23 protein-coding genes are annotated in these 25,542 nt (G+C 70.7%); 13 read left to right on the forward strand and 10 right to left on the reverse strand.

All coding sequences use genetic code 11. From position 1 onward, the window contains the following. Nucleotides 1–317: 317 nt before the first annotated feature. The 9 genes from benA to ACFC96_RS09905 all read left to right on the forward strand — a co-directional run bounded on the left by benA (nucleotide 318) and on the right by ACFC96_RS09905 (nucleotide 10,870). Nucleotides 318–1,709, forward strand: coding sequence for a benzoate 1,2-dioxygenase large subunit (benA, locus tag ACFC96_RS09865; protein WP_376261466.1), 1,392 nt, complete (start codon nucleotides 318–320; stop codon nucleotides 1,707–1,709). Beyond that, the gene (gene benB, locus ACFC96_RS09870) at nucleotides 1,706–2,254 is read left to right on the forward strand and encodes a benzoate 1,2-dioxygenase small subunit (protein ID WP_340459165.1); all 549 of its coding nucleotides are present in this window, start codon (nucleotides 1,706–1,708) and stop codon (nucleotides 2,252–2,254) included. Before benA ends, benB begins: the two co-directional genes overlap by 4 nt. Nucleotides 2,255–2,314: 60 nt before the next feature. Then, nucleotides 2,315–3,361: a benzoate 1,2-dioxygenase electron transfer component BenC gene (gene benC / locus ACFC96_RS09875; protein WP_376611275.1), complete on the forward strand. Its 1,047-nt coding sequence runs from the start codon at nucleotides 2,315–2,317 to the stop codon at nucleotides 3,359–3,361. Beyond that, entirely contained in the window at nucleotides 3,358–4,152 is a 795-nt protein-coding gene (locus tag ACFC96_RS09880) for a 1,6-dihydroxycyclohexa-2,4-diene-1-carboxylate dehydrogenase (RefSeq protein WP_340459163.1), read from the forward strand. The genes benC and ACFC96_RS09880 overlap by 4 nt, the downstream gene beginning before the upstream one ends. A 50-nt stretch (nucleotides 4,153–4,202) precedes the next feature. Next, complete coding sequence (locus tag ACFC96_RS09885) at nucleotides 4,203–7,331, forward strand: LuxR C-terminal-related transcriptional regulator (RefSeq protein WP_376611277.1); 3,129 nt, start codon at nucleotides 4,203–4,205, stop codon at nucleotides 7,329–7,331. 238 nt (nucleotides 7,332–7,569) lie between these two features. Beyond that, the gene (locus ACFC96_RS09890; RefSeq protein ID WP_376261458.1) at nucleotides 7,570–8,223 is read left to right on the forward strand and encodes a response regulator; all 654 of its coding nucleotides are present in this window, start codon (nucleotides 7,570–7,572) and stop codon (nucleotides 8,221–8,223) included. 41 nt (nucleotides 8,224–8,264) lie between these two features. Beyond that, nucleotides 8,265–9,236 (forward strand): sensor histidine kinase, encoded by a 972-nt coding sequence (locus tag ACFC96_RS09895; RefSeq protein ID WP_376611279.1) that lies wholly within the window; start codon nucleotides 8,265–8,267, stop codon nucleotides 9,234–9,236. Nucleotides 9,237–9,350: 114 nt separating this feature from the next. Continuing rightward, entirely contained in the window at nucleotides 9,351–10,664 is a 1,314-nt protein-coding gene (locus ACFC96_RS09900) for an RNA-guided endonuclease InsQ/TnpB family protein (RefSeq protein WP_376261454.1), read from the forward strand. Beyond that, nucleotides 10,649–10,870 carry a hypothetical protein gene (locus ACFC96_RS09905; RefSeq protein WP_376261452.1) on the forward strand — a complete coding sequence of 74 codons (222 nt, stop codon included), beginning with the start codon at nucleotides 10,649–10,651 and terminating at the stop codon, nucleotides 10,868–10,870. Before ACFC96_RS09900 ends, ACFC96_RS09905 begins: the two co-directional genes overlap by 16 nt. A 69-nt stretch (nucleotides 10,871–10,939) precedes the next feature. Here ACFC96_RS09905 and ACFC96_RS09910 read toward each other — a convergent pair whose 3' ends face one another. After that, a complete protein-coding gene (locus ACFC96_RS09910; RefSeq protein WP_376261450.1) occupies nucleotides 10,940–11,338 on the reverse strand; it encodes an ATP-binding protein in 399 nt (132 codons plus the stop codon). Nucleotides 11,339–11,647: 309 nt separating this feature from the next. On the opposite strand from ACFC96_RS09910, the gene ACFC96_RS09915 reads away from it, so the two are divergent. Beyond that, complete coding sequence (locus tag ACFC96_RS09915; RefSeq protein ID WP_376611281.1) at nucleotides 11,648–12,001, forward strand: VOC family protein; 354 nt, start codon at nucleotides 11,648–11,650, stop codon at nucleotides 11,999–12,001. 236 nt (nucleotides 12,002–12,237) lie between these two features. Here ACFC96_RS09915 and ACFC96_RS09920 read toward each other — a convergent pair whose 3' ends face one another. The 9 genes from ACFC96_RS09920 to ACFC96_RS09960 all read right to left on the reverse strand — a co-directional run bounded on the left by ACFC96_RS09920 (nucleotide 12,238) and on the right by ACFC96_RS09960 (nucleotide 22,838). Beyond that, the gene (locus tag ACFC96_RS09920; protein ID WP_376611282.1) at nucleotides 12,238–13,629 is read right to left on the reverse strand and encodes a phosphomannomutase/phosphoglucomutase; all 1,392 of its coding nucleotides are present in this window, start codon (nucleotides 13,627–13,629) and stop codon (nucleotides 12,238–12,240) included. Then, nucleotides 13,613–15,235, reverse strand: coding sequence for an alpha-amylase family glycosyl hydrolase (locus ACFC96_RS09925; protein WP_376611284.1), 1,623 nt, complete (start codon nucleotides 15,233–15,235; stop codon nucleotides 13,613–13,615). The genes ACFC96_RS09920 and ACFC96_RS09925 overlap by 17 nt, the downstream gene beginning before the upstream one ends. Further along, nucleotides 15,232–16,473: a Gfo/Idh/MocA family protein gene (locus tag ACFC96_RS09930; protein ID WP_376611286.1), complete on the reverse strand. Its 1,242-nt coding sequence runs from the start codon at nucleotides 16,471–16,473 to the stop codon at nucleotides 15,232–15,234. The genes ACFC96_RS09925 and ACFC96_RS09930 overlap by 4 nt, the downstream gene beginning before the upstream one ends. Continuing rightward, nucleotides 16,470–17,549 (reverse strand): glycosidase, encoded by a 1,080-nt coding sequence (locus tag ACFC96_RS09935; RefSeq protein WP_340458948.1) that lies wholly within the window; start codon nucleotides 17,547–17,549, stop codon nucleotides 16,470–16,472. Before ACFC96_RS09935 ends, ACFC96_RS09930 begins: the two co-directional genes overlap by 4 nt. A 5-nt stretch (nucleotides 17,550–17,554) precedes the next feature. Beyond that, complete coding sequence (locus ACFC96_RS09940; RefSeq protein WP_340458949.1) at nucleotides 17,555–18,403, reverse strand: carbohydrate ABC transporter permease; 849 nt, start codon at nucleotides 18,401–18,403, stop codon at nucleotides 17,555–17,557. Nucleotide 18,404: 1 nt separating this feature from the next. Further along, nucleotides 18,405–19,349, reverse strand: a complete 945-nt coding sequence (locus ACFC96_RS09945) for a carbohydrate ABC transporter permease (protein WP_376611288.1) — start codon at nucleotides 19,347–19,349, stop codon at nucleotides 18,405–18,407. Further along, complete coding sequence (locus tag ACFC96_RS09950) at nucleotides 19,346–20,638, reverse strand: extracellular solute-binding protein (protein WP_376611290.1); 1,293 nt, start codon at nucleotides 20,636–20,638, stop codon at nucleotides 19,346–19,348. Before ACFC96_RS09950 ends, ACFC96_RS09945 begins: the two co-directional genes overlap by 4 nt. Nucleotides 20,639–20,745: 107 nt before the next feature. Further along, a complete protein-coding gene (locus ACFC96_RS09955) occupies nucleotides 20,746–21,765 on the reverse strand; it encodes a LacI family DNA-binding transcriptional regulator (RefSeq protein WP_376261438.1) in 1,020 nt (339 codons plus the stop codon). Nucleotides 21,766–22,016: 251 nt separating this feature from the next. Beyond that, a complete protein-coding gene (locus tag ACFC96_RS09960) occupies nucleotides 22,017–22,838 on the reverse strand; it encodes a helix-turn-helix transcriptional regulator (RefSeq protein WP_376261436.1) in 822 nt (273 codons plus the stop codon). 147 nt (nucleotides 22,839–22,985) lie between these two features. On the opposite strand from ACFC96_RS09960, the gene vdcB reads away from it, so the two are divergent. From vdcB to vdcD, 3 genes are read left to right on the forward strand one after another with little or no spacing between them, the layout of a single operon-like run. Then, the gene (gene vdcB, locus ACFC96_RS09965; protein WP_376611291.1) at nucleotides 22,986–23,588 is read left to right on the forward strand and encodes a non-oxidative vanillic acid decarboxylases subunit B; all 603 of its coding nucleotides are present in this window, start codon (nucleotides 22,986–22,988) and stop codon (nucleotides 23,586–23,588) included. A 28-nt stretch (nucleotides 23,589–23,616) separates the two neighbouring features. After that, the gene (gene vdcC / locus ACFC96_RS09970) at nucleotides 23,617–25,044 is read left to right on the forward strand and encodes a non-oxidative vanillic acid decarboxylases subunit C (protein ID WP_376611293.1); all 1,428 of its coding nucleotides are present in this window, start codon (nucleotides 23,617–23,619) and stop codon (nucleotides 25,042–25,044) included. Between the two features lie 33 nt (nucleotides 25,045–25,077). Next, nucleotides 25,078–25,317: a non-oxidative vanillic acid decarboxylases subunit D gene (vdcD, locus tag ACFC96_RS09975; RefSeq protein WP_376261431.1), complete on the forward strand. Its 240-nt coding sequence runs from the start codon at nucleotides 25,078–25,080 to the stop codon at nucleotides 25,315–25,317. Nucleotides 25,318–25,542: the final 225 nt, after the last annotated feature.

The following is a 25,542-nucleotide window of genomic DNA, read 5'->3' on the forward strand; positions in this document are numbered from 1 at the left end:
AGGCGGACACGCGGACGACGCGGAAACACGGACGACGCGAAGACGCGGACGGCGCGGAGTGCGCCGACAGCACTGACGACACCGGGCCAGGGGGCTCGGGGCGTCCGTACCTTCGTCGGTGCAGCACAGCGTAGGAGCCCTCATTCAGATGGCACAAATACCGAATTCAGCGTGATCCATATCTGCTGCATATGAAAAGCACCCTGGGTGGGGACTGGGCAAATGTCCGGGGTGGCCCGCCCCGGGCCCTGCCATGGTGCTGAGCACCCGATGAGCCGTGCCGGCGGGCGGCACCTCGCCGGGCATCAGGAGGAGCCATGACCGAAACCTGGGCAGCGGCCCGCAGCGTGCTGAGCGAGGCACTGGTGGAGGATCCCGGAAACGGGGTGTACCGCCTGCGCCGCAGCGCCTTCACCGACGAGCAGCTCTTCGAACTGGAGATGAAGTACGTCTTCGAGGGCAACTGGATCTATCTCGCGCACGAGAGCCAGATCCCGATGATCGGCGACTACTTCACGACGTACATGGGCCGCCAGCCTGTCGTCGTCTCCCGCACCAAGACCGGCGAACTCACCGCCCTGATCAACGCCTGCAGCCACCGCGGCGCGATGCTGTGCCGCCGCAAGACCGACAACCGCACCACCTTCACCTGCCCCTTCCACGGCTGGACGTTCAACAACGCCGGCAAGCTCCTCAAGGTCAAGGACCCGCGGGACGCCGGTTACCCCGAGCAGTTCAACAAGGACGGCTCGCACGACCTGACGAAGGTGGCCCGCTTCGAGAACTACCGCGGATTCCTCTTCGGCAGCCTCAACCCGGACGTCAAGCCGCTCGTGGACCACCTCGGCGACGCCGCCAAGGTCATCGACATGATCGTCGACCAGTCCCCGGAAGGCCTGGAGGTGCTGCGCGGCTCCTCGACGTACACCTATGACGGGAACTGGAAGCTCCAGGCCGAGAACGGCGCCGACGGCTACCACGTCTCCGCCACCCACTGGAACTACGCGGCCACCACCGCACGGCGCACCTCCGGCGAGTCGAAGAACGACACCAAGAACATGGACGCGGGGGGCTGGTCCAAGCAGCGCGGCGGCTTCTACTCCTTCGACCACGGTCACCTGCTGTTGTGGACCGAGTGGCTCGATCCCGCCAACCGCCCCCTGAACGAGCGGCGCGACGAACTCGTCGAGAAGTACGGCCAGGCCCGCGCCGACTGGATGATCGGGGTGTCACGCAATCTGTGCCTGTACCCGAACGTCTATCTGATGGACCAGTTCAGCTCGCAGATCCGGCACCTGAGGCCGCTGTCCGTGGACCGCACCGAGGTCACCATCTACTGCATCGCGCCAAAGGGCGAGAGCGCCGAGGCCCGCGCGAACCGCATCCGCCAGTACGAGGACTTCTTCAACGCGACCGGGATGGCCACCCCCGACGACCTGGAGGAGTTCCGCTCCTGCCAGAAGACGTACCAGGCCACCGCCGCCCCCTGGAACGACCTCAGCCGCGGCGCCGCCCACTGGATCGACGGGCCCGACGACGAGGCCCGCAGGCTCGGCATCGACCCGATCGCGAGCGGCGTCCGCACCGAGGACGAGGGCCTCTACCCCGTCCAGCACGGCTACTGGCTGGACACCATGAAGGCGGCGCTCGCCGCCGAGGACGACTCGGCCGGGACGACGCGCAAGGTGCGAGGGGGCGACGCGCGATGACGACGACCACCGTGCCGGGCGGGAGCGCCGCGACGTGGGCCGGGGAGTTCCGACTCCTCGAATCCGTACGACAGTTCCTGTACCGGGAGGCCCGGTATCTGGACGACCGTGAGTTCGAGCGCTGGCTGGAGTGCTACCACCCCGACGCCGAGTTCTGGATGCCGGCCTGGGCCGACGACGACGAACTCACCCGCGACCCGCAGACCGAGATCTCCCTGATCTACTACGCGAATCGGGCCGGTCTGGAAGACCGGGTCTTCCGTATCCGCACCGACCGGTCCAGCGCCACGAGCCTGCCCGAACCGCGCACCGGCCACAACATCACCAATGTGGAGATCACCGGCCGCGGCGGTGCGGACGGCGAACTGCTCGACGTGCGCTTCAACTGGTTCACGCTCTACTACCGGTACCAGCACACCGACACGTACTTCGGCACCTCGTACTACACGCTCGATCTGTCGGGCCCTGAGCCGGTCGTCCGCCGCAAGAAGGTCGTCCTCAAGAACGACTTCATCCACCACGTGGTCGACATCTACCACCTCTGAGCGGCGCCCGGCCGCATCGGCTTCGCTACCCGCAGTCAACTCCCCGAATCGAGAACGTACATGGGCTACCAGGTCGCCTTGGGCTTCGAGGACGGCACCACCCGGTTCATCAGCTGCGAACCGGCCGAGACCGTCGCCGACGCCGCCTACAAGGCCCGCATCAACATTCCGCTCGACTGCCGCGACGGCGCCTGCGGCACCTGCAAGTCGTACTGCGAGTCCGGCAGTTACGAAGGCGGCGACTACATCGACGAGGCGCTGACCGACGACGAGGCGGCGCGCGGCTACTGCCTGCCGTGCCAGATGACCCCGCACAGCGACCTCGTCCTGCGCATCCCCACGACGTCGGCCGCCTGCAAGACGGGACCGGCCACGCACACCGCGACCGTGACGGTCGTCGACCGGCACTCGCCGACGACCGTCGGCATCACCCTCGCCGTCGACGACAGGGCCGCTCTCGGCTTCCTGCCCGGCCAGTACGTCAATGTCGGCGTGCCCGGCGCGGACGGCGAGAGCCGTGCGTACTCCTTCAGCACGGGGCCCGGCCAGGAGCAGGTCTCCTTCCTGGTGCGCGTGGTCGAGGGCGGAGCCATGTCGACGTATCTGACCGAACGGGCGCAGGCCGGCGACCGGGTGACCTTCACGGGCCCCATGGGTGGCTTCTTCCTGCGCGAACTCGCCCGCCCCGCACTGCTGTTGGCGGGCGGGACCGGTCTCGCCCCGCTCCTGTCCATGCTGGAGACGCTCGCCACGGCGGGGTCCCCGCCCGCACACCCCGTCCATCTGCTGTACGGAGTCACCACCGACCAGGACCTCGTCCACCTCGAGACCCTCGCCGACTACGCCGCCGTCCTGCCCGGTTTCACCTTCGACCACTGCGTCGCCGACGCGGCGAGCACCGCCGCCAACAAGGGTTATGTGACCGCCCTGTTCCGCGCCGACGAGCTGCACGGCGGAGACTGCGACGTGTACCTGTGCGGGCCGCCCGCGATGGTCGAGGCCGTGCGCGCCCACATCGACGCGCTCGGCGTCGAGCCCGCGCACTTCCACTACGAGAAGTTCACGCCCGCCGTCGCGGCGGCCGACCTCGTGGGGGCGGGCCGATGAGCGGCCAGGTGTACGCGGGCCGGTTCGCCGGGCGGACCGCCGTGGTGACCGGCGCGGCCCAGGGCATCGGCGAGGCCGTGGCCCGCCGCCTCGCCGCCGAGTCCGCCCGCGTGGTCCTCGTCGACCGCGCGGAACTCGTCCACGAGGTCGCGGGGGAGATCACCGAGGCCGGCGGCAAGGCCGAGTCCGTCGTCGCCGACCTGGAGCAGTACACGGGCGCGGAGGGAGCGGTGGCCCGGGCGCTCGACCGATTGGGCCGGATCGACGTCCTGGTCAACAACGTCGGCGGCACCATCTGGGCCAAGCCCTACGAGCACTACACCCCGCAGGAGATCGAGACCGAGATCCGCCGCTCCCTCCTCCCGACGCTGTGGACCTGCCGTGCCGTCCTCCCGCACCTGTTCGCCCAGCGCTCCGGCACCGTCGTGAACGTCTCCTCGGTCGCGACCCGGGGCATCAACCGCGTGCCGTACGCGGCGGCCAAGGGCGGCGTCAACGCCCTCACCGCCGCGCTGGCCCTGGAGGCGGCACCGTACGGAGTGCGCGTCGTCGCCACCGCGCCGGGTGGCACCGAGGCGCCGCCGCGCCGCGTCGCCCGTGGCCCCGCGGCGGGAGACGAGCGGGAACGGGGCTGGTACCAGCAGATCGTCGACCAGACCGTCGAGTCGTCGCTGATGAAGCGCTACGGCACGCTGGCCGAGCAGGCGGCGGCGATCACGTTCCTCGCCTCCGACGAGGCGTCGTACATCACCGGAACCGTCCTCCCGGTGGCGGGCGGCGATCTGGGGTGACGCATGCGCCCGCTGGTGGCGGCACCGGAGCGTCGCGTAGCGTCCGCCCCATGCACAGCCGCGACCGGACACACCCCGACGGCCCGGACGGTCCCGCCGACGCGGTGGGCCGGGAGCGCGAACGGGCCGAGCTGGAGTCCGCGTACGCCGCCGTCGCCGAGGACGGCCCGGCGGCCCTCCTCGTGCGGGGCCCGCGGGGCAGCGGCAAGCGGACGCTGGTCGAGCGCTTCGCCGCCGCGCACCCGGAGATCCTGGCGGTGCGCGTGCGCGGTCTGCGCTGGGAGGCGGACCGGGCCGGCGGGGTGGCGGGTCAGCTGCTGCGGAGCGTGGAACGGGCCGTGTCACGTCCGAGGCCGCACGGGGGCGTGTACGCCGGTGGGCCGGACACTTTCCCCGAAAACGTGGCGCAGTCCGAGTCGGCGCGGGTGTCCGACCGGCAGGTGTGCGCTCGGCGGGAGGGTGGGGGCGAGGGGGTGGCGGGGTCGTTTCGGCGGTGTGTGGACGGTCCGTCGGAGGGCCTGTGCGGGGGACCGGACGCCGTCGTTGAGGGCGTGGCGCAGCCCGAGTCGGTGCGGGTGTCCGACCCGCAGGTCTGCGCCCGGCGGGAGGGTGGGGGCGAGGGGGTGGCGGGGTCGTTTCGGCGGGGTGTGGACGGTCCGTCGGAGGGCCTGTGCGGTGGACCGGACGCCGTCGTTGAGGGCGTGGCGCAGTCCGAGTCGGCGCGGGTGTCCGACCCGCAGGTCTTCGCCGAGCTGCTGGCTTCGGCCCTGGCCCAGGAGCGCACCGGTGGACGGTGTGCGCTCATCGTCGTGGAGGACACCCAGTGGGCCGACGCCGCCTCCCTGCGAGGCCTCGCGTCCGCGCTGCGGCGGATGACGGACGTGGCCGTGCTCGCCGTGCACCTGGTGGACGACGACGCGGCGGCCGAGGCGGACACCGCGCGGTTCCTGGCTGAGTTCCCGGGCGACGTCGTCCACCTCGAACCGCTGCAGCCGCACGACGTGCGACGCCTGGCCGAGCTCCACGGAGCGGACCTGTCACCCACCGCCGCGCAGGAGCTGTGCCTTCACACGGCCGGTGTCGCCGGAGACATCACCGCCCTGTTGCGCGAGGCGCCGCGCGACACCTGGTCCGATCCCCCCACCGTGCTGCCCGTCCCGCGTGACCGGGCAGCGGACGTCCATCGCAGCCTGAGCGCCTGCGGCGGCGAGGCGCGGCGGCTCGCCGAGGCGTGCGCCGTCCTCGGCAGTCCCGCGCGCTTCGCGGACGCGGCTCATCTGGCTGCGCTCACCGCGCCCCTGGACGCCCTCGACGAGGCGTGCCGCGCGGGCCTGCTCAGTCCGCCCGTGGGCCCAGGAGCGGGCCGCGTCGCCTTCCGCGACCGCCTCACCGCTGCGGCCGTCTACCACTCGCTCGGCCCGGGACAGCGCGCCCAACTCCACGCCCGTGCGGCCGAGGTGGTCGAGGACGATGGGCAGCGGCTGCGCCATCGAGCCGCCGCCGAGCCACCGCTCGCCAACGAGGAACTGGCCGCGGCCCTGGAAGCGCACGCCGCCGGGCGGGCCGCTGTCGGCGCCTGGTCGTCCTGCGCGCGGGCCCTGCTCCTGGCCGCCGACCTCAGCCCGTCCCCGGCCGACCGGCAGGCCCGGCTGCTGCGGGCCGTCGACGCCCTGGTCGGAGCGGGAGACCTGCCGCGCGCACAGAGCTTCTCGGCCGTCCTGGAAAGCTTTCCGGCCGGCGCCCTGCGGGACGCCGTGCTCGGCTACCTGACCCTGCTGGGCGGACGCCCGGCCGAGACCCAGCGCCTCCTGGACAGCGCCTGGCACAGGGTCGATCCGGGGCGCGACCCGGAGACCGCCGCGCTGATCTGCCAGCGCCAGGTCCTGCACGCCCTCGCCGACTGGCGCGCCGACGACCTCGTGCGCTGGTCCGGGACCGCGCTCGAACTCGCCCCCAGGAGCTCGCCCGCCGTCGTCGAGACCCGTGCGGTCCTCGGCCTCGGCTATCTCGGCCAGGGCCGGGTGGCCGAGGCGCTGGAGGGCGTCGACCGGCTGGTCGGCGAGGTCGCCGACAGCGCGCAGCGCCAGCGCGTCCGGATGTGCCGCGGCTGGCTCGCCCTGTCCCAGGACGATCTGTACGGCGCCTGGCACGACCTGGAGAGCGCCGTGCCCACCGAGTACCGCAAAGGCTCCACCCGCATCTCGCTGTGGGCGCAGGCCTGGCTCGCCCGTACCCGTTTCACCCTCGGCGACTGGGACGAGGCCCTGGAGACGGTCGACCGGGCCGCGGGCCGTGCCGCCGCGGCCCGCATGGAACTGCTGCGGCCGCTCATTCACTGGACGGGTGCCCAGATCCACGCCCTGCGCGGCGATCGGGCCCGCGCCGAACAGCACGTCAGAGATGCCGCGGCCGACCGCCGCCACTACGCGATGATGCTCATCCCCGCCTGCCTCGCCCGCGCCCACCTCGCCGAGATCCGCGCCGACTACGAGCAGGTGGTGGAGGCGCTCGCCCCCGTCACCCGCCTCGCGGCACGCGACGCCGTCGACGAGCCCGGCATGTGGCCGTGGCACGACATCTACGCCAACGCCCTGGTGATGTGCCACCGCGCCGAAGAGGCCGACGCCTTCCTCGCCCCGCTCGAAGCCCGCGCCGCCGAGCGCGGCCACCGCTCCACCCGGGCCCGGCTCGGCTACCCGCGCGGCCGGATCGCGGCGGCCCGGGGAGACATCGACGAGGCACGCGAGCACTTCGAACGGGCCCTGGCGGCGCTGGAACCCCTGCCGATGCCCTACGACCGGGCCCGCGTCAACTTCGCCTACGGCCAGACCCTGCGCCGGGTCGGCAAGCGCCGCGACGCCGACACCGTGCTGCGGCGGGCCAGGGACGGGTTCGAGGTGCTCGGAGCGACCGCCTATGTCGAGCGCTGCGACCGCGAGCTGAAGGCGGGCGGTGTCACCGGCCAGCTCACCGACCGCACCACCGCCGACTTCAGCCGCCTCACAGCGCAGGAACAGCACGTCGCCGAACTCGTCGCCCGCGGCGTGACCAACCGCGAGGCAGCGGCCGAACTGTTCATCTCCGTCAAGACGGTGCAGTACCACCTGACGCACATCTACACGAAGCTCGGCATCCGCTCCCGCGGGGAGCTGGCGGCGCTCCGGCGCGACGAGGCCTGAACGCACCCAACTGCGCCGTGTCGTACGGAGCTGAGGAATTCCCCCGCACCAGTGCGGTCAATTCCCCATGATTCGGGTCCTCCACGGCACACAGGGGCGCCCCTGAGCGTCTGTCATGTCGCGACCGCCGAATTGCGATGGGGGATTTCGATGAAGAAAATCCGTAATGGGCTAACCTGTCCCCATTATTGACATGGCCGGTGGCCGACAGGGCGCTGAGCGTGAGAGGTGGTCACCCATGGTGATCCATGTCCTGGTCGCCGACGACAGCGAGATCGTCCGCCGGGGACTGAGCGACATTCTCTCCTCCGCGGACGACATCCACGTGGTCGATCAGGCGTGGGACGGACGCAGCGCCGTCGACGCGGCGCGGCGCCTTCGCCCCGATGTGGCGCTCGTCGACATTCGGATGCCGGGCATGGACGGCATCGCGGCCACCCGCGAGCTGCAGGCGCTCCCCGATCCGCCCCGGGTTCTCATCCTCACCATGTTCGCGGAGGACGAGTACGTGGACGAGGCGGTGAGCGCGGGCGCCAGCGGATTCCTGCTCAAAGACACGCCTCCCGAGGAGTTGCTGCGGTCGGTGCGTCTCGTGGCCGCCGGCAAGTCCACCCTCGACCCCACGGTCACAGGGCGCGTGATGGAACAGCTCGCCCAGCACGCAATCCGGCTGACGGCTCAGGAACAGCAGGCCCTCGACTCGTTGACCGAGCGGGAGCGGGAGATCCTCGCCCTCATCGGACGGGGCATGTCCAATGCGGACATCGGCAAGGAACTCCACGCCAGCGAAGGCACCGTGAAGAACCAGGTGAGCCGCCTCCTGACGAAAATCGGGGCGGACAACCGGGTCCAGGCGGCACGCCTGGCGTACCGGGCGGGACTGGAGCGCTGAACAGCAGGTCCGGGTGGGTGGCACGGAGGGAGAAAGGCCCTGTGCCCAGGACCGCGCGGCAGGACGCGATGCCGTCGTCCTCGCGGCGGACGGACGCGGCGGTGGCGGCAGCTGCCGCACTCGTCGGGTTCGGCAACAGCTGGGTCAAGCCCTCGAACGGCCTTCTCACGGGGGCTCCCACCGTGACGGTCGCGGTGCTCTCCGGCGCCGTCGGACTCCTGCTGTGGTGGAGGCACAAGCGGACTGTCGTGATCGGGTGGCTCGTCGTCATCTGCCACCTCCTCCTCTTCACCCCCACGGCCCTTGCCATCGCGTTGTACACGGTCGGATCCACGTACCCGAACCGGTGGAGGCTGCTCGCCTGGTTCGCCGGCGTGGGTTGCCTGTCGGACGCAGGAGCACTGTGGCTCGGTGGAGCGTGGGACTTCCGGGGAGCCGCGTACTCGCTGGCGCTGGTCGTCGGACCCCTGGTCGTCGGCTACGCCGTCGCCCTCCGCCGCGACCTGGCCGCGGCCGCCCAGACCGAGTTGGCCACGCGGGAGCGCGAGCACGTGCTGTTGGTCGAGCAGGCGCGGGTCAACGAACGGAGCTGTATTGCCCGGGACATGCACGACGTGGTGGCCCACCGGGTGGGGCACATCGTGCTGCTGGCCGCCGCGCTGCGCGTGGGCGCCGGGCGGGCGGACCAAAAGGTCGCGGACGACGCGGAACAGATCCGGCACGAAGGGCGTCGTGCCCTTGAGGAACTGCGCGCGATCCTTGGAGTGCTCACCCCCGACCGCGCAGATCGGCCCGCACCGCGCACTCCACATGGAGGTGCCGGTGACCTCGACGACCTGGTGCGCAGTGCCCGGCGGGCCGGACTGCACGCTGTCCTCAGTGTGGAGGGTGAGCCGAGCCGGCTGCTCACGTTGGTGCAGCAGGCCCTCTACCGGACTCTTCAGCGTGCTCTTGTGAGGAACCCCGGGGGTTCACCCGCGGGAGGAATCGCGTCCTGTGGTGGCGATGCGTAGCATCGCCGCGGCAACGGGCGGGGAGCGCCCGCCAAGAAGCCGGGCCGCAGCGCCCGGCGAGGAATGTGCGCTGTTCGAATGCCGGTGCGTCGGGTGGCGGGTAGCGTCACGGTCGTGAAGTTGACCGTGCAGGTGAAACTGCTGCCGACGCCCTTGCAGGCGGCGGCACTTGAGGAAACCCTGCATGCCTGCAACGAAGCGGCTACTTGGGTCTCCCAGGTGGCGTTCGAGAAGGACATCAAGCGCAACTTCGCTCTGCGTGAGCACACCTATACGGTGGTCAAGGACCGGTGGGGGCTCGGAGCGCAGGCCGCCCAGCACGTCATCAAGAAGACCTGCGACGCGTACACCACGCTCAAGGCGAACCTGAAGGCAGGAAACCTCGGCAAGCCGGGCTCGCAGCGCTACCGGCGGGCCACTGAAAAACCGATCGCTTTCCGCCCGACGGGCGGGCAGCCGTATGACGACCGGATGCTGTCCTGGCAGTACACGCAGCGCACGGTGTCGATCTGGACCCTGTCGGGCCGGATGAAAGAGGTGGCGTTCACCGCCGCTCCCGAACATTTGGCCCGTCTGGCCCTGTATCGCAGGGGCGAGTCGGATCTGTTGTTCCGCGACGGGATGTGGTTCCTGACCGCCACCTGTGAGGTCCCCGAGGCCGAACTCAACACCAACGTGGTGGAGTTCCTGGGGGTCGATCTGGGGATCGTGAACATCGCGACGACCTCGGACGGTCAGGTCATGGCCGGGCGCCGGCTGAATCGTGGGCGTCTGCGCGAGCGGACCCTGCGGCAGAAACTCCAGCGCAAGAACACCCCGTCCGCCAAACGCCGGTTGAGGAAGCGGCGTCGTAAGGAGGCGCGGCGGGCACGGGATATCAACCACAAGATCGCGAAGCATGTGGTGGCCGAGGCAGAACGCACCGGACGCGGAATTGCCCTGGAAGACCTCACGGGCATCCGCGCACGGGTACGGCTTCGCAAGCCCCAACGGGCCACCCACTCCTCCTGGGCGTTCGCCCAGCTCGGAGATTTCATCGCGTACAAGGCCCGCAAGGCGGGGGTGCCGGTGGTGCACGTCGATCCGGCGTACACCTCCCGCACCTGCGCCGAGTGCGGGCACATCGACAAGGCGAACCGGGTCTCCCAGGTCCGTTTCGTGTGCCGGTCCTGCGGATTCGTTGATCACGCAGACCGCAACGGCTCCCGCAACATCCGTCACCGTGCGGAAGAGTTGTGGCGATGCGGGGTGCAGTCAACCGCCCCAGACCTGCCCCCGAAAACCGGGCGCGGGACAGGACGCAAACGCAGCGCCACAGCCAGTGGCGCCCGTTGTGCAAGCCCGGGACCTTTCAGCCCCGGGTCGTTGACGAGTCGCTCACCAATGCCGCCAAGTACGCCCCGGGAGCGGAGGTGGGCATCGAGCTGAGGTGCGGTCCTGACACGGTGGACCTCACGGTGAGCAACGGTCCGGCTTCCGGTCCGCCCGCCGATGAACTCCCCAGCGGCGGCAACGGCCTGCTCGGACTGAACGAACGGGCGTCCTTGCTCGGAGGCGAACTGACCGCCGGTCCGCACGGCGAGGGCTTCCGGGTGGAACTCCACCTGCCCCTCGCCCCGCCCGGCACCGAGTGACGGCTCCGACGCGACGGTCTCCCCGCCTCGCCGGGAGGTACGGAGGTGGTCGAGGGCAGCCCTGGGGCGTCACGCCGCGGGGACCTGGAACCACACCCACTTGCCGCGGTCGCCCGCCGTCGCGACGCCCCACGACTGTGAGGCTGCGTCCAGCAGGTCGAGCCCGCGTCCGGACTCCATGTCCTGGCCCTCGTCGGCGAGGCCGGCTCGGTCGCCGTCGCCCAGCCCGGGCTCCCTGTCGAAGACAGCGCCCGTGATGACGTCGGTGAAGGGGTCGAAGCCGACGGCTACCTCGATCGCCGCCCCCTTGCCGTGGCGGACGGCGTTCGAGACCACCTCGGTCAGCAGGAGGGCCGCCGTGTCCGCCCCGGAGGAACCTGTCGGGGCTATGTCGTGCAGCGCGGTGCGGGCCTCGGCGGCTGCGCGAGGATGTCGGGACAGAATGGCGATGTCGCTGGACGCGTGCATGGGATCTCCGTTTGTCTGTTTCCCGGTGAATGCGATCCCCCCGCTCACTGAATCCAGGATGGCCCGGAAACAGGGCGGAATCCGTATGCCCTTACTCCGCATTCCGCTGTCCCGGACGTCACTGGGCGGAGTGACGATCGTCATGGGCCGACCGCCGGTGCCTCGCTGCGCCGACCCCTGGCGAACCTCCGACGTCGTGCACCACGCTGAGCAGGAGCCCTGGGAACCAGAGGTGAGGCCCGTCCGGCGGTGAAGCGGGCACGGGTGTGGTGCCGTCCCGCCCGATCGCCGTCCTGGCAAGATGGCGGCATGGAACGTGTGCTTGGTATCGGTGGGTATTTTCTGCGGGCCGACGACCCGGCGGCCCAGAGCGCGTGGTATCGCGACTGTCTGGGCCTGGACGCCGATGAGAACGGACTGTGGCGTCAGGGAACCGGGCCCACGGTGTTCGCGGCGTTCGACTCCGGGACCGACTACTTCGGGTCCCGTGCCCAGCAGACCATGCTCAACTTCCGGGTCCGCGACCTGGACGCGATGCTCGCGCAATTGCGCGCGAAGGGCGCCGACGTGGCCGAAGAGACGCAGGACATGGAGGGTGTCGGTCGATTCGGCTGGGTCACCGATCCTGAGGGCAATCGGGTCGAGCTGTGGCAGCCCGCCTGACCGCGACTTCTCCTCACCAGCTGTGCAGGACATGCGGGGTCAGCCTCGCGGCGCAGGGGTCTGAGGTGCCTGCCCCCGGGCCGGCGGCCGACCCCGCGTGACAGTGGGAGGAGATCTGGGAGTCTGCACGATCAATGTCGCGGCAGGTGCTCGAGCTGAGGCGGGTACAGCTCCTCCATGGGATGGGGTGAGCAGGGACGACGCCCGGACGGGCTGCCGTGATCCCGTTCAGCCGTTCATTCCTGGGTGCGGATCGTCGCCAGTACCTCGTCGCGGAGGGCGCGCATCGCCGACTCGGTCGGGGCTTCGACGTTGAGTCGCAGGAGCGGCTCGGTGTTCGAGGGGCGGACGTTGAACCACCAGTCGGTTCCGGCGACGGTCAGGCCGTCGAGGTCGTCGAGTGTGACGTCCGGGCGGTCGGCCCACGCCGCCCGCACCGCTGCGGTGCGCGAACTCGGGTCGGCGACGGCGGAGTTGACCTCACCGGAGGCGGCGTAGCGCTCGAAGCCGCTGGTCAGCTCGGACAGCGGGGCGCTCTGTGTGCCCAGGGCGGTGAGAACGTGGAGGGCCGCGAGCATGCCGGTGTCGGCGTTCCAGAAGTCGCGGAAGTAGTAGTGCGCGGAGTGCTCGCCGCCGAAGACGGCGCCGGTGCGGGCCATCTCCCGCTTGATGAAGGAGTGGCCGACGCGGGTGCGGACCGGGGTTCCGCCCGCCTCGCGGATCACCTCCGGAACCGTGCGGGAGGTGATGAGGTTGTGGATGACGGTGGCTCCGGGATGCCGGGCAAGTTCGCGTGAGGCGACGAGCGCGGTGACGGCGGAGGGCGAGACCGGGTCGCCGTGCTCGTCGACGACGAAGCAGCGGTCCGCGTCGCCGTCGAAGGCGAGGCCGATGTCGGCGCCCTCGGCGCGCACGCGTGCCTGCAGGTCGACGATGTTGGCGGGGTCCAGCGGATTGGCCTCGTGGTTCGGGAACGTACCGTCCAGCTCGAAGTACATCGGGACGATGTGCAGCGGCAGACCGGCGAGGACCGTCGGCACGGTGTGCCCGCCCATGCCGTTGCCGGCGTCGACCACGACCTTCAGCGGGCGGATCGCCGACAGGTCCACGAGGGAGCGCAGGTACGTCGCGTAGTCGGCGAGAGTGTCCCGGGTCGCGACGACGCCCGTTCGGTCGGCCCTCGCCGGGGCGCCGTTGTCCGTCCACCCTTCGACCAGGGCACGGATCTCGGCGAGGCCCGTGTCCTGGCCGACCGGTTCGGCGCCGCTGCGGCACAGCTTGATGCCGTTGTACCGGGCCGGGTTGTGCGAGGCCGTGAACATCGCGCCGGGCAGGCCGAAGGAGCCGGAGGCGTAGTACAGCTGGTCCGTCGAGCAGAGGCCGATCTCGGTGACGTCGGCGCCCTGAGCGGTCGCGCCGCGGGCGAAGGCGCGGGCCAGGCCGGGGGAGGAGGGACGCATGTCATGCCCCGTCACGATCGCGTCCGCGCCGGTGACCTGGACGAACGCGGCGCCGAAGAGCTCCGCCGTCGTCTCGTCCCACTGGTCGGGGACCACGCCCCGCACGTCGTACGCCTTGACGAGTCCGGACAGATCGGTGTGGTGCGTGGCGTCAGTCGCGCGTGTCATCGGTGTCGCTTTCGGCGAGATGGGCGGGGGCGGTCGGGTCGAGGAGCCACAGCGCGGTGTCGGGCGGCAACGTGTCGCCGTCGAACGGTCCGCTGCCGAGCGCCGGTCGGCCGGGCACACCGAGTGAGGTCAGGCGCAGTGGTTCGGCGCCCAGGTTGACGACGCAGACCAGCGCGCCGCGGCGGAAGGCGAGGTAGGGGGCGTCGGGTGCGGACAGCCAGGTCGGCGGGGTCGCCGGGTCCGGTGCCGGATGGGTACGGCGGATCCGCAGCGCCGCCCGGTACAGCGCCAGCGTCGAATCGGGGTCGCGCCGCTGTGCCGCGACGGTCAGGTGCGACCAGTCGTCCGGCTGGGGCAGCCAGGTGCGGTCGGGCGTCACGGTGCTGAATCCGTACGGCGCGTGCTCACCGTTCCACGGCAGCGGCACACGCGCGCCGTCCCGGCCGCGCTCCGTGTGGCCCGAGCGTTCCCACAGCGGGTCGAGGATGCGGTCGAGGGGCACGTCGGCCTGTGGCAGTCCCAGTTCCTCGCCCTGAAAGAGGTACGCGGAGCCGGGCAGCGCCAGCATCAGCAGCGCGGCCGCACGGGCGCGCGCCAGGGAGCCGTAGCGGGTGACCGGGCGGACCGCGTCGTGGCTGGAGAGCAGCCAGGTGACCGCGCTGCCCGGCACGGCGAACGAGCCGTCGACGACCCGGCGCAGCTCGGCCGCCTCCCAAGGTGCTTCCAGGAAGGCGAAGTTGAAGGCCTGGTGCATCTCGCCGGGCCGGATGTAGCGGCTGAGGCGGTCCGGGTCGAAGACGGCGGACTCGGCGACCATCACCCGGTCCTGGGGCGCCACCGCGCCGGCGGGCGCGGGATGGGTGTCGAGCAGGGCCCGCCACTCGCGGTAGAGCGGGTGCAGCTCCTCCTGGTCGTAGTACGGCATCAGGTGGTTGCGCAGCGGGTCGGTGTGCTGGCCGGGGCCCGCGTCGGGCAGCCCTTCCGCCTTGAACAGGGCGTGGGCGACGTCCACGCGGAAGCCGTCCACGCCGCGGTCGAGCCAGTACCGCAGGACCTCGGTGAAGGCGCTCTGCACCTTGGGGTTGCGCCAGTTGAGGTCGGGCTGCTCCGGCGCGTGGAGGTGGCAGTACCACTCGCCGTCCGCGACCCGGGTCCAGGCCGGGCCGCCGAACGCCGACTGCCAGTCGTTGGGCGGCAGTTCGCCGCCCGCTCCCCGGCCGGGCCGGAACAGGTACATCTCGCGCGCCGCCGAGCGGGGCCCCGCGACAAGAGCCTCCTGGAACCAGGGGTGCCGGTCGGAGGTGTGGTTCGGCACCAGGTCGATGATGAATCTGAGGCCCAGCTCATGTGCGCGGACGGTCAGTCGGGTGGCGTCGTCGTCCGTTCCCAGATCCGCGGCCACACCGGTGTGGTCGGCGATGTCGTAGCCCCCGTCGGCCAGCGGTGACGGGTAGAACGGGGTGCACCACACGGCGTCCGCGCCCAGGTCCTTGATGTGATCGAGGTGTTCGGTCAGGCCCGGCAGGTCGCCGGTCCCGTCGCCGTCCGAGTCGGCGAAGGCGCGCGGGTAGACCTCGTAGCAGACCATGTCCTGCCACCAGCTCATGCGGAGGCTCCCTGGGAGACGGCCCGCTCGGGTGAGGGGACCTGTTGTTCGGTGCCCGTGGAGGCCGCGAGGGTGGCCGCCTCGGCGACGGCGACCGCGGCGAGACCGCTGACCGCGTCCGCGACCGGCGGCGTGCCCTCACGGACGGCCCGGACCAGATCGGCCACGGCGGCGCGCACGCTCTGCGCGTACACGTACGGCTTACGGGCCTCGCCGCCGAGGTCGATGACGGCGGTGACGTGGTGCGGGACCGTGCGCCGCTCGCCACGCCCGCGGGCCGGGGCGGCGGCGCCGGCGTCCCGTTCCACGCTGACGGTGATCCGCTCCTCGCCGTGCGGCCGGAAGCCGTCCACGGACGACAACTCGCCCAGTTCGTACGGTAGTTGTTCCCAGCGGAGAGCTTCCGCCTCGTCGGCCCACGCCGAGATCTCCGCCCGTACGGGGATCCAGCCGCTGATCCGCGTCTCGGCGAACCCGTGGTCCAGCCGCATGAGCTGACGCTCGGCACGGTGGGCGTGCGTGAAGGAGTGCAGGTGGGAAGCGAGGACGCCGCCGGGGTGGACGACGTCGGCGCTCACCATGTCGACCGGGCCCCCTGGCCGCGCCACGGCGGTCGCCCGCACACTCACCGGGTCCGAGCCCAGGAGCGCGCGGGCGGCGTCGAAGAAGTGGACGCCGTGCTCGACGAAGATGCCGCCGCTGTGCGCCGGGTCCCAGAACCAGTGGTCGGGGCCCAGGTCCTCGTCGGAGGCGTCGTTCTCGAACAGGAACCGGCGCGGGGGCGCGAGCAGCCCCCGTTCGGTGAGGTGCTGCACAGCCCGCAGCAGCGGGTTGTAGCGCAGCACGTGGTCCACGACCAGGACCCGCCCGGCGAGCCGCGCCTCGTGGGCGACCGCCGAGGCGTCCTCGGTCGTGGTGGCGAGAGGCTTCTCGCAGAAGACATGGCGCCCCGCACGCAGCGCGGTGATGGCCATCGCGGCATGGGTGGCGGGCGGCGTGGCGATCAGCACGGCCGCCACGTCGTCCCGTTCGAGGAGCTCGTCGAGGGAGGCGAGCGCCGGAACGCCGTGCCGCGCGCCGAGCCGCTCGGCGCGCTCGCGCGAGGGGTCGGCGACGGCCGCGAGGCGCAGGCCGGGCAGGCCCGCGACGGCGTCCAGAACGAACTCGGCGAATCCGCCGCAGCCGACCAGGCCGACTCCCAGAGGTGTCGGGGCCTGCCCCGGGGCGCCGCCGGTCATGCCGTGCGCTCCAGGAGGGCGACGCCGATGTGCGCGTCGGCCATGCCGTAGAAGACGTAGAGCTGACCGTCGATCTCCTCGATCGCCGTCGGGAAGACGACGTTGGGGACGGTGCCCGAGATCTCCTCCTCGGTCTCCGGGGCCATGAGCGGCTTGTCGGAGCGCGCGAGCACCTTGGACGGGTCGGCCGGGTCGAGGATCATCGCGCCGGCGGCGTACGACACCTTCTGGTTCTGCGCCCACGGGTCCTCGATGGATCCGGAGACACCGTGGTGGATGAGCAGCCAGCCCTCGGGCACGCGGATCGGGGCCGGACCGCCGCCGATCTTCAGGGACTCCCACGGGAACTCGGACAGAGCCAGCAGACGGTGGTCGCGCGGCCGGGTCAGGGCGCGGATGTCGGCCTCGACCTCGGCGACCGGAACGTACGAGATCCAGATGCCGGGACGCTCGTCGGTGACACCGGCGGGCAGGTGCACGCCCTCGCCCGGACGGAACCAGCCCAGGTCCCACATCGGGCGGTGCAGCATCGCGTAGGCCATCTCGCCGTCCGGGCCCGGGACGGGCTCGGGGAAGTGGACGACGTCCTTGTTCGGGAAGAGGTTGAGGTCGGTGTCCAGGTCGGCCTGGTACTGGAACTGGATCGGCCCGAGGCGGGTCCAGTCGGTGAGGTTCTCGGAGACGGCGAGTGCCGGCTTCGGGCCGAGCGGGCCGTAGGCGACGTAACTCATGACGTGCCGGCCGAGCGAGGGGACCCAGGTGATGCGGGGGTCCTCGACGCCGGCGTTGTTCTTGCCGCGCTCCCAGCCCTCGTCGGGGGAGAGGACGACGCCGCGGCGCTCGACGGCGCTGGGCACGCCCGCCTCGTCGAAGGTGACCTCGGCGAGGCCGACGCGGGAGACGTTGCCCTCGGCCACCAGGCGCGGCAGCAGGTGCAGCGTGCCGTCCGGGGTGCGGCCGGAGGCGGGGTTCAGGACGCCCTCGACCTCGTTCGCCTCACCGGCCAGCGGGGACATGACCACGCCCTTGCGCACCATGCGGTAGGGGATGTCGGTGGCGGCGGTGGTGTTGCTCATGGCGATCAGCCCTTTACTCCGGAGTCGATGTCGGTAGAGGTGAAGTGGCGCTGGAACAGGAGGAACAGGGCCACCGCGGGGACGGCCAGCACGCATGCGCCGGCCAGCAGGGCACCGGCCGGGTTGGCGACCGTGCCCTGGAGGTTGGAGAGGAAGCTGGCCAGCGAGACGGCCAGCGGCTGCATGTCGGCGTTCTTCGTGACGAGGAACGGCCACAGGAACTCGTTCCACGGCCCGATGAACGTCAGCAGCAGCGCGGTCAGCACCGCCGGACGCGCCATCGGCAGCGCGATCTGCCACAGGATCCGCAGCTCGCTCGCTCCGTCGATCCGCGCCGCCTCGAAGAGGGACTGAGGCAGCTGGGAGAAGAACTGGCGGAAGAGGAACACCGCCGTCGAGTTGATCGCGAACGGCAGGATCATGCCGAGGTAGTTGTCGCCGAGCCCGTAGTCGCGGACGACGAGCACGTACAGCGGCAGAGTGAGCAGCTGGAACGGGATCATCTGCACGAGAAGCAACGCGGCGAAGACCGCGCCCTTGCCGCGGAAGCGCAGCTGGGCGAGCGCGTATCCGGCGAGTACGCCGAAGACGAGCGTGCAGACCAGGACGCCGATGGTCATGATCCCCGAGTTGAGCAGGGAACGGCCCAGCGAGATCGCGCCGTTGACGGCCGTGTAGTTGGCGCCGGTCAGCCCGGACGGGATCGCGGCGGACAGATCACCGACCGTCGTCCCGCGCAGCGAGCCGACGACCATGTAGTAGAAGGGGAACAGGAAGGCGACCGCACCGAGTGACAGCAGGATGTAGCGGACCGCGCTCCCGCCGCGGTGGCGGGTCTCCAGGGTGTCACTCATGTCAGTTGCCCCTCTCGGTGAGCTTGCGGGCGGCGAGCGAGACGACCATGACGAACGCGACGAGGACGACGCCGAGCGCGGCCGCGAAGTCGGGGTGACCCTGCTCGATGCCCTTCTGGTACATCAGCAGCACCGGCGAGGTGGAGGCGTGGTCGGGACCGCCGCCCCCGGTCAGCAGATAGGGCTCGCTGAACAGGTTGGCGCCGGTGATGATCGCGTAGATCACGACGAGCGTCGTCGCAGGGCGCACGCCGGGCACGGTCACCGAGAAGAACTGCCGCACGCGGCCCGCGCCGTCCATGGCGGACGCCTCGTACAGCTCCTTGCCGACGTTCTGCAGCGACGCCAGGTACAGCATCACGAAGAAGCCGAGCTGCTTCCACGTCACGAAGACGGCGATCATCGGCATCGCGAGATGCGAGTTCACCAGCCACGACGGGTCGGGGGCGTGCGAGCCCAGCAGGTGGTTGACGAATCCGTCCGAGCCGAACAGGAACTGCCACACCGCGACCAGCGCGACGCTCGCGGTCACGTACGGGAGGTAGAACGCGGCGCGGAAGAACGCGCGGCCCCGTATCTTCGCGTTCAGCGCCGTGGCGAGGACCAGCGACACGCCCACGGTGAGCGGCACGTTGATGACCAGGAAGATCACGATGTTGACGAACGCCCGGCCGACCACGGGATCGGTGAAGACGTCCTTGTAGTTCGACAGGCCCACCCAGGGCGAGTCGACGTCGGTGCCCGGAGCCGTGAAGTAGAAGCGGTGGAAGGAGATCCACACCGTGTAGACCAGCGGGACGGCGAAGACCACCACGAGGAACAGCACGTAGGGCGACACGAACAGCGCGCCGACACGGGACAGGCCACGGGCCTTGCGCGGGCCCTCCCGCCGGGCGGGAGCGTCGTCCCTGACGGCGGCGGGAGCTGACTGGAGATGCACGCTCATGACGGGTCCCCGTACTCGTTCAGCAGGTCGGTGATCTCGGACGAGGCGTTGCGCAGCCCCGCGCGCGTGGACTCCCGGCCGAACACGACCGACTTCGTCCACTCGTCGCGGAAGGTCTGCCAGATGTCGATGGATCCCGGCACGTTGGGCACCTCGACGACGCGCTCCGCCTGGTCGGCGAAGGCCTTGTACGTCGGGTGCGCCTTGAAGTAGCCGGCGTATTTCTCGGTCAGGTGCTCGCGCATCGGCATCTGTCCGGTCGTCTCGAGGAACTTCCCGTCCTGGCCGGCGGAGCTCGCGAACTTGAGCACGTCCCAGGCCGTGGCCCGGTTCTTGCAGGAGCTGAACATCGCCGCGGACTTCTCGTCGCTGAACGAGTGCTTGTCCGAGCCGCCGTCCGCGGTCGGCACCGGCGCGACACCGATGTCCACGCTGTTCTTGTACGCGGCGAGCGCCCAGGGACCGACCGTGGCCATCGCGGCCTTGCCGTCGTTGAGCGAATCGCCCGGGTACGCCTCCTGCGGCGCCAGTTTCTCGGCGTAGAGCGTGCGCCAGAACGCCGCGACCTGACGGCCCGCGGACGAGTCGAACTGCGGCTTGCCGCTCTCGATCAGCTGCTTGCCGCCGCTCTGCGCGGCGAAGGCCGGGTAGAAGTCGTACCAGGGCTGGAAGAAGTCGCTGCTGGGAGACGGCCAGATCGCCGCCTTCGCGGCGCCGCTGTGCACGAGCTTGCGCGACGTGTCGAGGAACTCCTTGTACGTCGCGAGCTTCGGGTGTTCCGGATCCAGACCGGCCTTTTCGAAGAGCTTCTTGTTGTAGAGGATCATGACGGGGTTGCTCTTCCAGGGCAGCTGGTAGAACTTGCCGTCCGTCGAGCGGTACTGGTCCGTGAGGGCGCCACCGCGCTCGGTGATGTATTTCTCGCCGTCCGGGAAGTCGCTGAGGGGCACGAGTCCGTTCTGCTTCTGGAACGTCGGCACCGCGGCGGGCGAGGTGTTGAAGGCGAGACAGGCCGTCGTGCCCGCGATGATCGAAGCGCTGATGGCCTCCTCGGACGTCTTGCCGGCCGGGATCTGCTGCGCGGTCACGTGCTGGTCGGGATGGCGCTCGTTCCAGGAGGCGACCATGGCCTTGCCCCACTGGACCTCTTGCGCGTTGTTGGAAAGCCAGACCGTGATCGGACCGCGCGCGTCAGCGGCGGCGGCCGGATCCGGAGCCGACCGGCCGCAGGCTGTCGCCGTGCCCGCGAGTGCGAGCACGAGCAGCGTGTACGCCGTTCTCCTCAGCATGATTGATCTCCGAACTGTTCACGCGCGGCCTCGTCGCCGAGCGGAATTTCCGGTCGGCGCCAGCGCGACCGGTGCTTGGTCCCTGCGTGCGGGGTGCGGTCCCCGCGTCACCCGCGGGGCACGGGCCCGATCGACGCGCGGGGGACGAACTGGGCGGGCGGCAGCTCCACGTGCGCCGCGGTACCGAGGGCGATCACGTCGTCCAGGGCACGGGCCGCCGCCTCTCCCCAGCCGCGGGCGTCCGCGCGGGCGGAGGCGAGCGGCGGGTAGCTGTAGCGGGTCAGAGGGGCGTCGTCGTAGCCGACCACCGACAGCTGGTCGGGGACGCGGACGCCCAGCTCCTGGGCGACCGAGAGCCCGGCCATCGCGGCAAGATCGTTGCCGTAGACGATCGCGGTCGGTGGCTCGGGGAGCGTGAGCAGCTCCCGCGTGGCCCGTGCGCCGCCTTCGGGGCTGAACCCGCCGGGCAGCACCGGTCCTTCGGGCAGACCGAGCGTGCGCAGAGTCTGTTCCCAGGCCGTGCGGCGCCGGTGGGCGTGGCGTAGTTCCTGGGGGCCCTCGATGTGGGCGATCCGCCGGTGCCCGAGGTCCGCGAGCCGGCGGATCGCATCGGCGTAGGCGGGTTCGTCGTCCAGGCTCACCGCCGTCAGACCGCCGCCCCACTCGGGCTGGCCCACCACGACGGCGGGCAGCCCGAGTGCGCGCATGAGCGGAGGGCGCGGGTCGTCGCCGCGCAGGTCGGTCAGGAGGACGCCGTCCACCTGCCGCCGTGCGGCAAGGCGTTCGTACACGCCCTGCTCCTGCTCGGGGGTGGTCACGTGCACCATGAGTCCGTCGCCACGCCGCCCTATGACGGCTTCGACACCGGCGATGAACGCCGGGAAGAACGGGTCCGCGCCGATCTGCTCGGACTCGCGGGCCAGGACCAGGCCGAAGGCTCCGGTCCTGCCCAGCGAGAGGCCGCGTGCCTGGTGGCTCGGCGTCCAGCCGAGGTCGGCGGCGGCCGCGAGAACGCGGGCCTTGGTCTCGGCCGCGATGCCGGGCCGGTCGTTGAGCGCGAAGGAGACGGTGGCGCGCGAGACGCCCGCACGCTGTGCGACATCCGCGATGGTGGGCTTGCGTGCCATGGTGCTGGACTCCCTGGGTGCGGCCTTGGACGAGCCGGAGCGCGACGAACCGTCCAGCCGACATGGAACGACGGTCCGCAACCAGTCCTTAAACCGGTTTGAGTCGCTGAACGACGCCGACTAAACCGGTTTGAACGGCGGAGGTCAAGGGGTCGGCGGGTGTGATCTGTGTCGTTCTCCGGGCTCTCGCGCCGCCTCGGGAGCGGGAGCCGTCCCGAGGGAGCGTCCTCGCGTACGCGTCCGTCGCCGGGTCACGTTCCGCGGAACGCTCCCGGCGTCATGCCCGTCCGCAGTCGGAAGAACTTCGTGAAGTCGCTGGCGTCCGTGAACCCGAGCCGGACGGTGACCTCCTTCGCGGTCAGGCCGCTGTGCTGCAACAGACGCTTGGCCTCCAGAAGGACCCGGTCGTCGACGTACTGCTTGGCGGTACGTCCCGTCGCGGCGAGCGTGGCCCTGGTCAGCGTGCGCGGGCTGTAGCCGAGTGCCGCCGCGTAGTCCTCGACGCGCCGGGTCACCGCGTGGTCCCGCTCGACGGCCGCGTGAAAGCGACGGAACGTCTCCGACGCGGCGGCCGGCCGCGGCGCCGGGCCGCGCGCCTGCGCGAGCCGCACCACGAGCACGGACAGCAGCGCGCGCAGCACCTCGGTGTGTGCCCGGAGGGGGAGTGAGGCCATCGCCCCGTACTCGTGGACGAGGTGGTCGAGTGCCCGGCGGACGCCTTCCGCGTCCGAGCCGTCGAGGACCGACGGGCGCTGTTCGTACGGCGGGTCCATGTGTGCCAGCGACACGGTCGCCGGCGGCAGGAAGCCGGGCTGGAACAGCACGATCACCCCGTCCGCCGTCGCCAGGTCGGGGCCGAACCGCTGTACCTGCCCCGGCCGGATCCACAGCCACGACCCGGGCCTCAGTTCGTGCTCGACGAAGTCGACCCACATCCGCAGCGGCCGTTCGCGGGCGCCGATCAGCTGGTGGAAGGCGGGGCGCAGCGGCGCGTACGGGTCATTGCCGTGACGCCGTGAGCGTGCGAGCAGGTCGGCGAGTTCCATGACCTCGACCCCGGCCGGTGCGCCCACGGCCGGGGTGTACGCCAGGTCCCTGACATCGGGGCGTCGTGCAGGGTGTCCGTTTTTCCCCATCGATGGTCCCGAGGGTACCGCTGCCGCGTCCCGATCGCTCCGTAGCGTGAAAGCACAGGTCAGCGACGTGTTTGAGGTGGTCCTATGCGGTTGGTCGTGGGAATGACCGGGGCGACGGGTGCCCCGTTCGGTGTCCGTCTGCTGGAGAGTCTGCACGCGTTGCCGGGTGTGGAGACGCATCTCGTCCTGTCTCGTTGGGCACGCACCACCATCGAGCTGGAGACGGGCCTGTCGGTGGCCGAGGTGTCCGCCCTCGCGGACGTCACGCATCATCCCGAGGACCAGGGCGCCACCATCTCCTCCGGTTCGTTCCACACCGACGGCATGGTGATCGTGCCGTGCTCCATGAAGACGCTCGCCGGGATCAGGACCGGATACGCCGAAGGGCTCGTCGCCCGGGCCGCCGACGTGGTTCTCAAGGAGCGGCGCAGGCTCGTCCTCGTACCGCGCGAGACACCGCTGAGCGAGATCCACCTCCAGAACATGCTCGAACTCGCCCGCATGGGTGTGCAACTGGTGCCGCCCATGCCCGCCTTCTACAACAACCCGCGGACCGTCGACGACATCGTCGACCACGTGGTGGCCCGCATCCTCGACCAGTTCGAGCTGCCCGCGCCCGCCGCCAAGCGCTGGGCCGGGATGCGCGCCGCTCGTGCCGCTTCCCGGTCCTTCGGCGACGCCGCCTGAAGTCCCCCGCCCCGTAAAGGAATTCACCATGGCCCATGACGACCTGCGCAGCTTCCTCGACACCCTGGAGAAGGAGGGGCAGCTCCTGCGCATCACCGACGAGGTGCTGCCCGAGCCGGATCTCGCGGCCGCCGCCAACGCGACGGGCCGCATCGGCGAGAACGCACCCGCCCTCCACTTCGACAACGTCAAGGGCTTCACCGACGCCCGGATCGCGATGAACGTGCACGGCTCCTGGGCCAACCACGCGCTCGCGCTCGGGTTGCCGAAGAACACGCCGGTCAGGGAGCAGGTGGAGGAGTTCGCGCGGCGCTGGGACGCCTTCCCCGTCGCGCCCGAGCGCCGCGAGGACGCCCCGTGGCGTGAGAACACCCAGGAGGGCGAGGAGGTCGACCTGTTCTCGGTGCTCCCCCTCTTCCGCCTCAACGACGGAGACGGTGGCTTCTATCTCGACAAGGCCGCCGTCGTCTCCCGCGACCCGCAGGACCCGGACGACTTCGGCAAACAGAACGTCGGCACCTACCGCATCCAGGTCATCGGCACCGACCGGCTCGCCTTCCAGCCCGTGCCGATGCACGACGTGGCCCAGCATCTGCGCAAGGCCGAGGAGAAGGGCGAGGACCTGCCCATCGCCATCACCCTCGGCAACGACCCCGTGATGGCGATCGTGGCCGGGATGCCGATGGCGTACGACCAGAGCGAGTACGAGATGGCGGGAGCCCTGCGCGGCGCGCCCGCGCCGATCGCCACCGCGCCGCTCACCGGCTTCGACGTGCCCTGGGGGAGCGAGGTCGTGATCGAGGGCGTCATCGAGTCCCGCACACGCCAGATAGAGGGACCCTTCGGCGAGTTCACCGGTCACTACTCGGGCGGCCGCCGCATGCCCGTCATCCGCGTGGACCGCGTCTCGTACCGCACGAACCCGGTCTTCGAGTCGCTCTACCTCGGCATGCCGTGGACCGAGTGCGACTACCTCGTCGGCCCCAACACGTGCGTTCCGCTGCTCAAGCAGTTGCGCGCCGAGTTCCCCGAGGTGCAGGCCGTCAACGCCATGTACACGCACGGCCTGATGGTGATCATCTCCACGGCCAAGCGGTACGGCGGCTTCGCCAAGGCCGTCGGCATGCGCGCCATGACGACGCCCCACGGGCTCGGCTACGTGGCCCAGGTGATCCTCGTCGACGAGGACGTGGACCCGTTCAACCTGCCGCAGGTCATGTGGGCGATGTCCGCCAAGGTCAACCCGAAGGACGACGTCGTCGTCATCCCCAACCTGTCGGTCCTGGAACTCGCGCCCGCCGCGCAGCCCGCCGGCATCTCCAGCAAGATGATCATCGATGCGACGACGCCGGTCGCCCCGGACGTCCGAGGCAACTTTTCCACCCCGGCCAAGGATCTGCCCGAGACAGCCGAGTGGGCCGCCCGCCTGCAGCGCCTCATCGCGGCCCGCGGCTGACACCCACCGATCTTCGCCGAAAGGACAACTCCCTTGAGTCACCTGCCCGTTGAATGCCCTCGCTGCGCCTTCGAGGAGATCTCCCTGCTCGCCACGTCCCCCGTCCCCGGCGTGTGGGACGTGGTGCAGTGCGGCCGCTGCCTCTACACCTGGCGCACCATCGAACCCGCCCGCCGCACCCGGCGTGACGCCTACCCGGACAGCTTCAAGCTGACGGCGGAGGACATCGAGAACGCCATCGAGGTGCCCGCGGTGCCGCCGCTGCGCAAGTGATGTTTCCGGCACACCCTGACGGAACGTCTGCCAGACCCTGAACGGGCCCGGAGTCCAGTTCTCCCGCCTCGGAGTGGTGAGGACGCAGGGTGTGCCCAACTTTCCCTCATATGCACGTGGTTGATCTGTCGCTCGCACTCCCCTCCGCGCAGCGACGTAGAAAATATTCGGTAGTAGGTAGTGCGACGGAACTCATTAACACGCTACCTTTCGCCTGCCCCGTCA

It is taken from the genome of Streptomyces sp. NPDC055955 (assembly GCF_042270245.1).
In the GTDB taxonomy this organism is placed as follows: Bacteria; Actinomycetota; Actinomycetes; order Streptomycetales; family Streptomycetaceae; genus Streptomyces.

Excerpts from the sequence above, each read along its gene's own strand:
- ACFC96_RS09955 (WP_376261438.1), bottom strand. The coding sequence starts at position 21,765 with ATGGCACGCAAGCCCACCATCGCGGATGTCGCACAGCGTGCGGGCGTC.
- benB (WP_340459165.1), top strand. The coding sequence starts at position 1,706 with ATGACGACGACCACCGTGCCGGGCGGGAGCGCCGCGACGTGGGCCGGG.
- ACFC96_RS09885 (WP_376611277.1), top strand. The coding sequence starts at position 4,203 with ATGCACAGCCGCGACCGGACACACCCCGACGGCCCGGACGGTCCCGCC.
- vdcC (WP_376611293.1), top strand. The coding sequence starts at position 23,617 with ATGGCCCATGACGACCTGCGCAGCTTCCTCGACACCCTGGAGAAGGAG.
- ACFC96_RS09940 (WP_340458949.1), bottom strand. The coding sequence starts at position 18,403 with ATGAGTGACACCCTGGAGACCCGCCACCGCGGCGGGAGCGCGGTCCGC.
- ACFC96_RS09935 (WP_340458948.1), bottom strand. The coding sequence starts at position 17,549 with ATGAGCAACACCACCGCCGCCACCGACATCCCCTACCGCATGGTGCGC.
- ACFC96_RS09930 (WP_376611286.1), bottom strand. The coding sequence starts at position 16,473 with ATGACCGGCGGCGCCCCGGGGCAGGCCCCGACACCTCTGGGAGTCGGC.
- ACFC96_RS09925 (WP_376611284.1), bottom strand. The coding sequence starts at position 15,235 with ATGAGCTGGTGGCAGGACATGGTCTGCTACGAGGTCTACCCGCGCGCC.
- ACFC96_RS09945 (WP_376611288.1), bottom strand. The coding sequence starts at position 19,349 with ATGAGCGTGCATCTCCAGTCAGCTCCCGCCGCCGTCAGGGACGACGCT.
- benA (WP_376261466.1), top strand. The coding sequence starts at position 318 with ATGACCGAAACCTGGGCAGCGGCCCGCAGCGTGCTGAGCGAGGCACTG.
- ACFC96_RS09890 (WP_376261458.1), top strand. The coding sequence starts at position 7,570 with ATGGTGATCCATGTCCTGGTCGCCGACGACAGCGAGATCGTCCGCCGG.
- ACFC96_RS09915 (WP_376611281.1), top strand. The coding sequence starts at position 11,648 with ATGGAACGTGTGCTTGGTATCGGTGGGTATTTTCTGCGGGCCGACGAC.
- benC (WP_376611275.1), top strand. The coding sequence starts at position 2,315 with ATGGGCTACCAGGTCGCCTTGGGCTTCGAGGACGGCACCACCCGGTTC.
- vdcB (WP_376611291.1), top strand. The coding sequence starts at position 22,986 with ATGCGGTTGGTCGTGGGAATGACCGGGGCGACGGGTGCCCCGTTCGGT.
- ACFC96_RS09920 (WP_376611282.1), bottom strand. The coding sequence starts at position 13,629 with ATGACACGCGCGACTGACGCCACGCACCACACCGATCTGTCCGGACTC.
- ACFC96_RS09910 (WP_376261450.1), bottom strand. The coding sequence starts at position 11,338 with ATGCACGCGTCCAGCGACATCGCCATTCTGTCCCGACATCCTCGCGCA.
- ACFC96_RS09880 (WP_340459163.1), top strand. The coding sequence starts at position 3,358 with ATGAGCGGCCAGGTGTACGCGGGCCGGTTCGCCGGGCGGACCGCCGTG.
- ACFC96_RS09950 (WP_376611290.1), bottom strand. The coding sequence starts at position 20,638 with ATGCTGAGGAGAACGGCGTACACGCTGCTCGTGCTCGCACTCGCGGGC.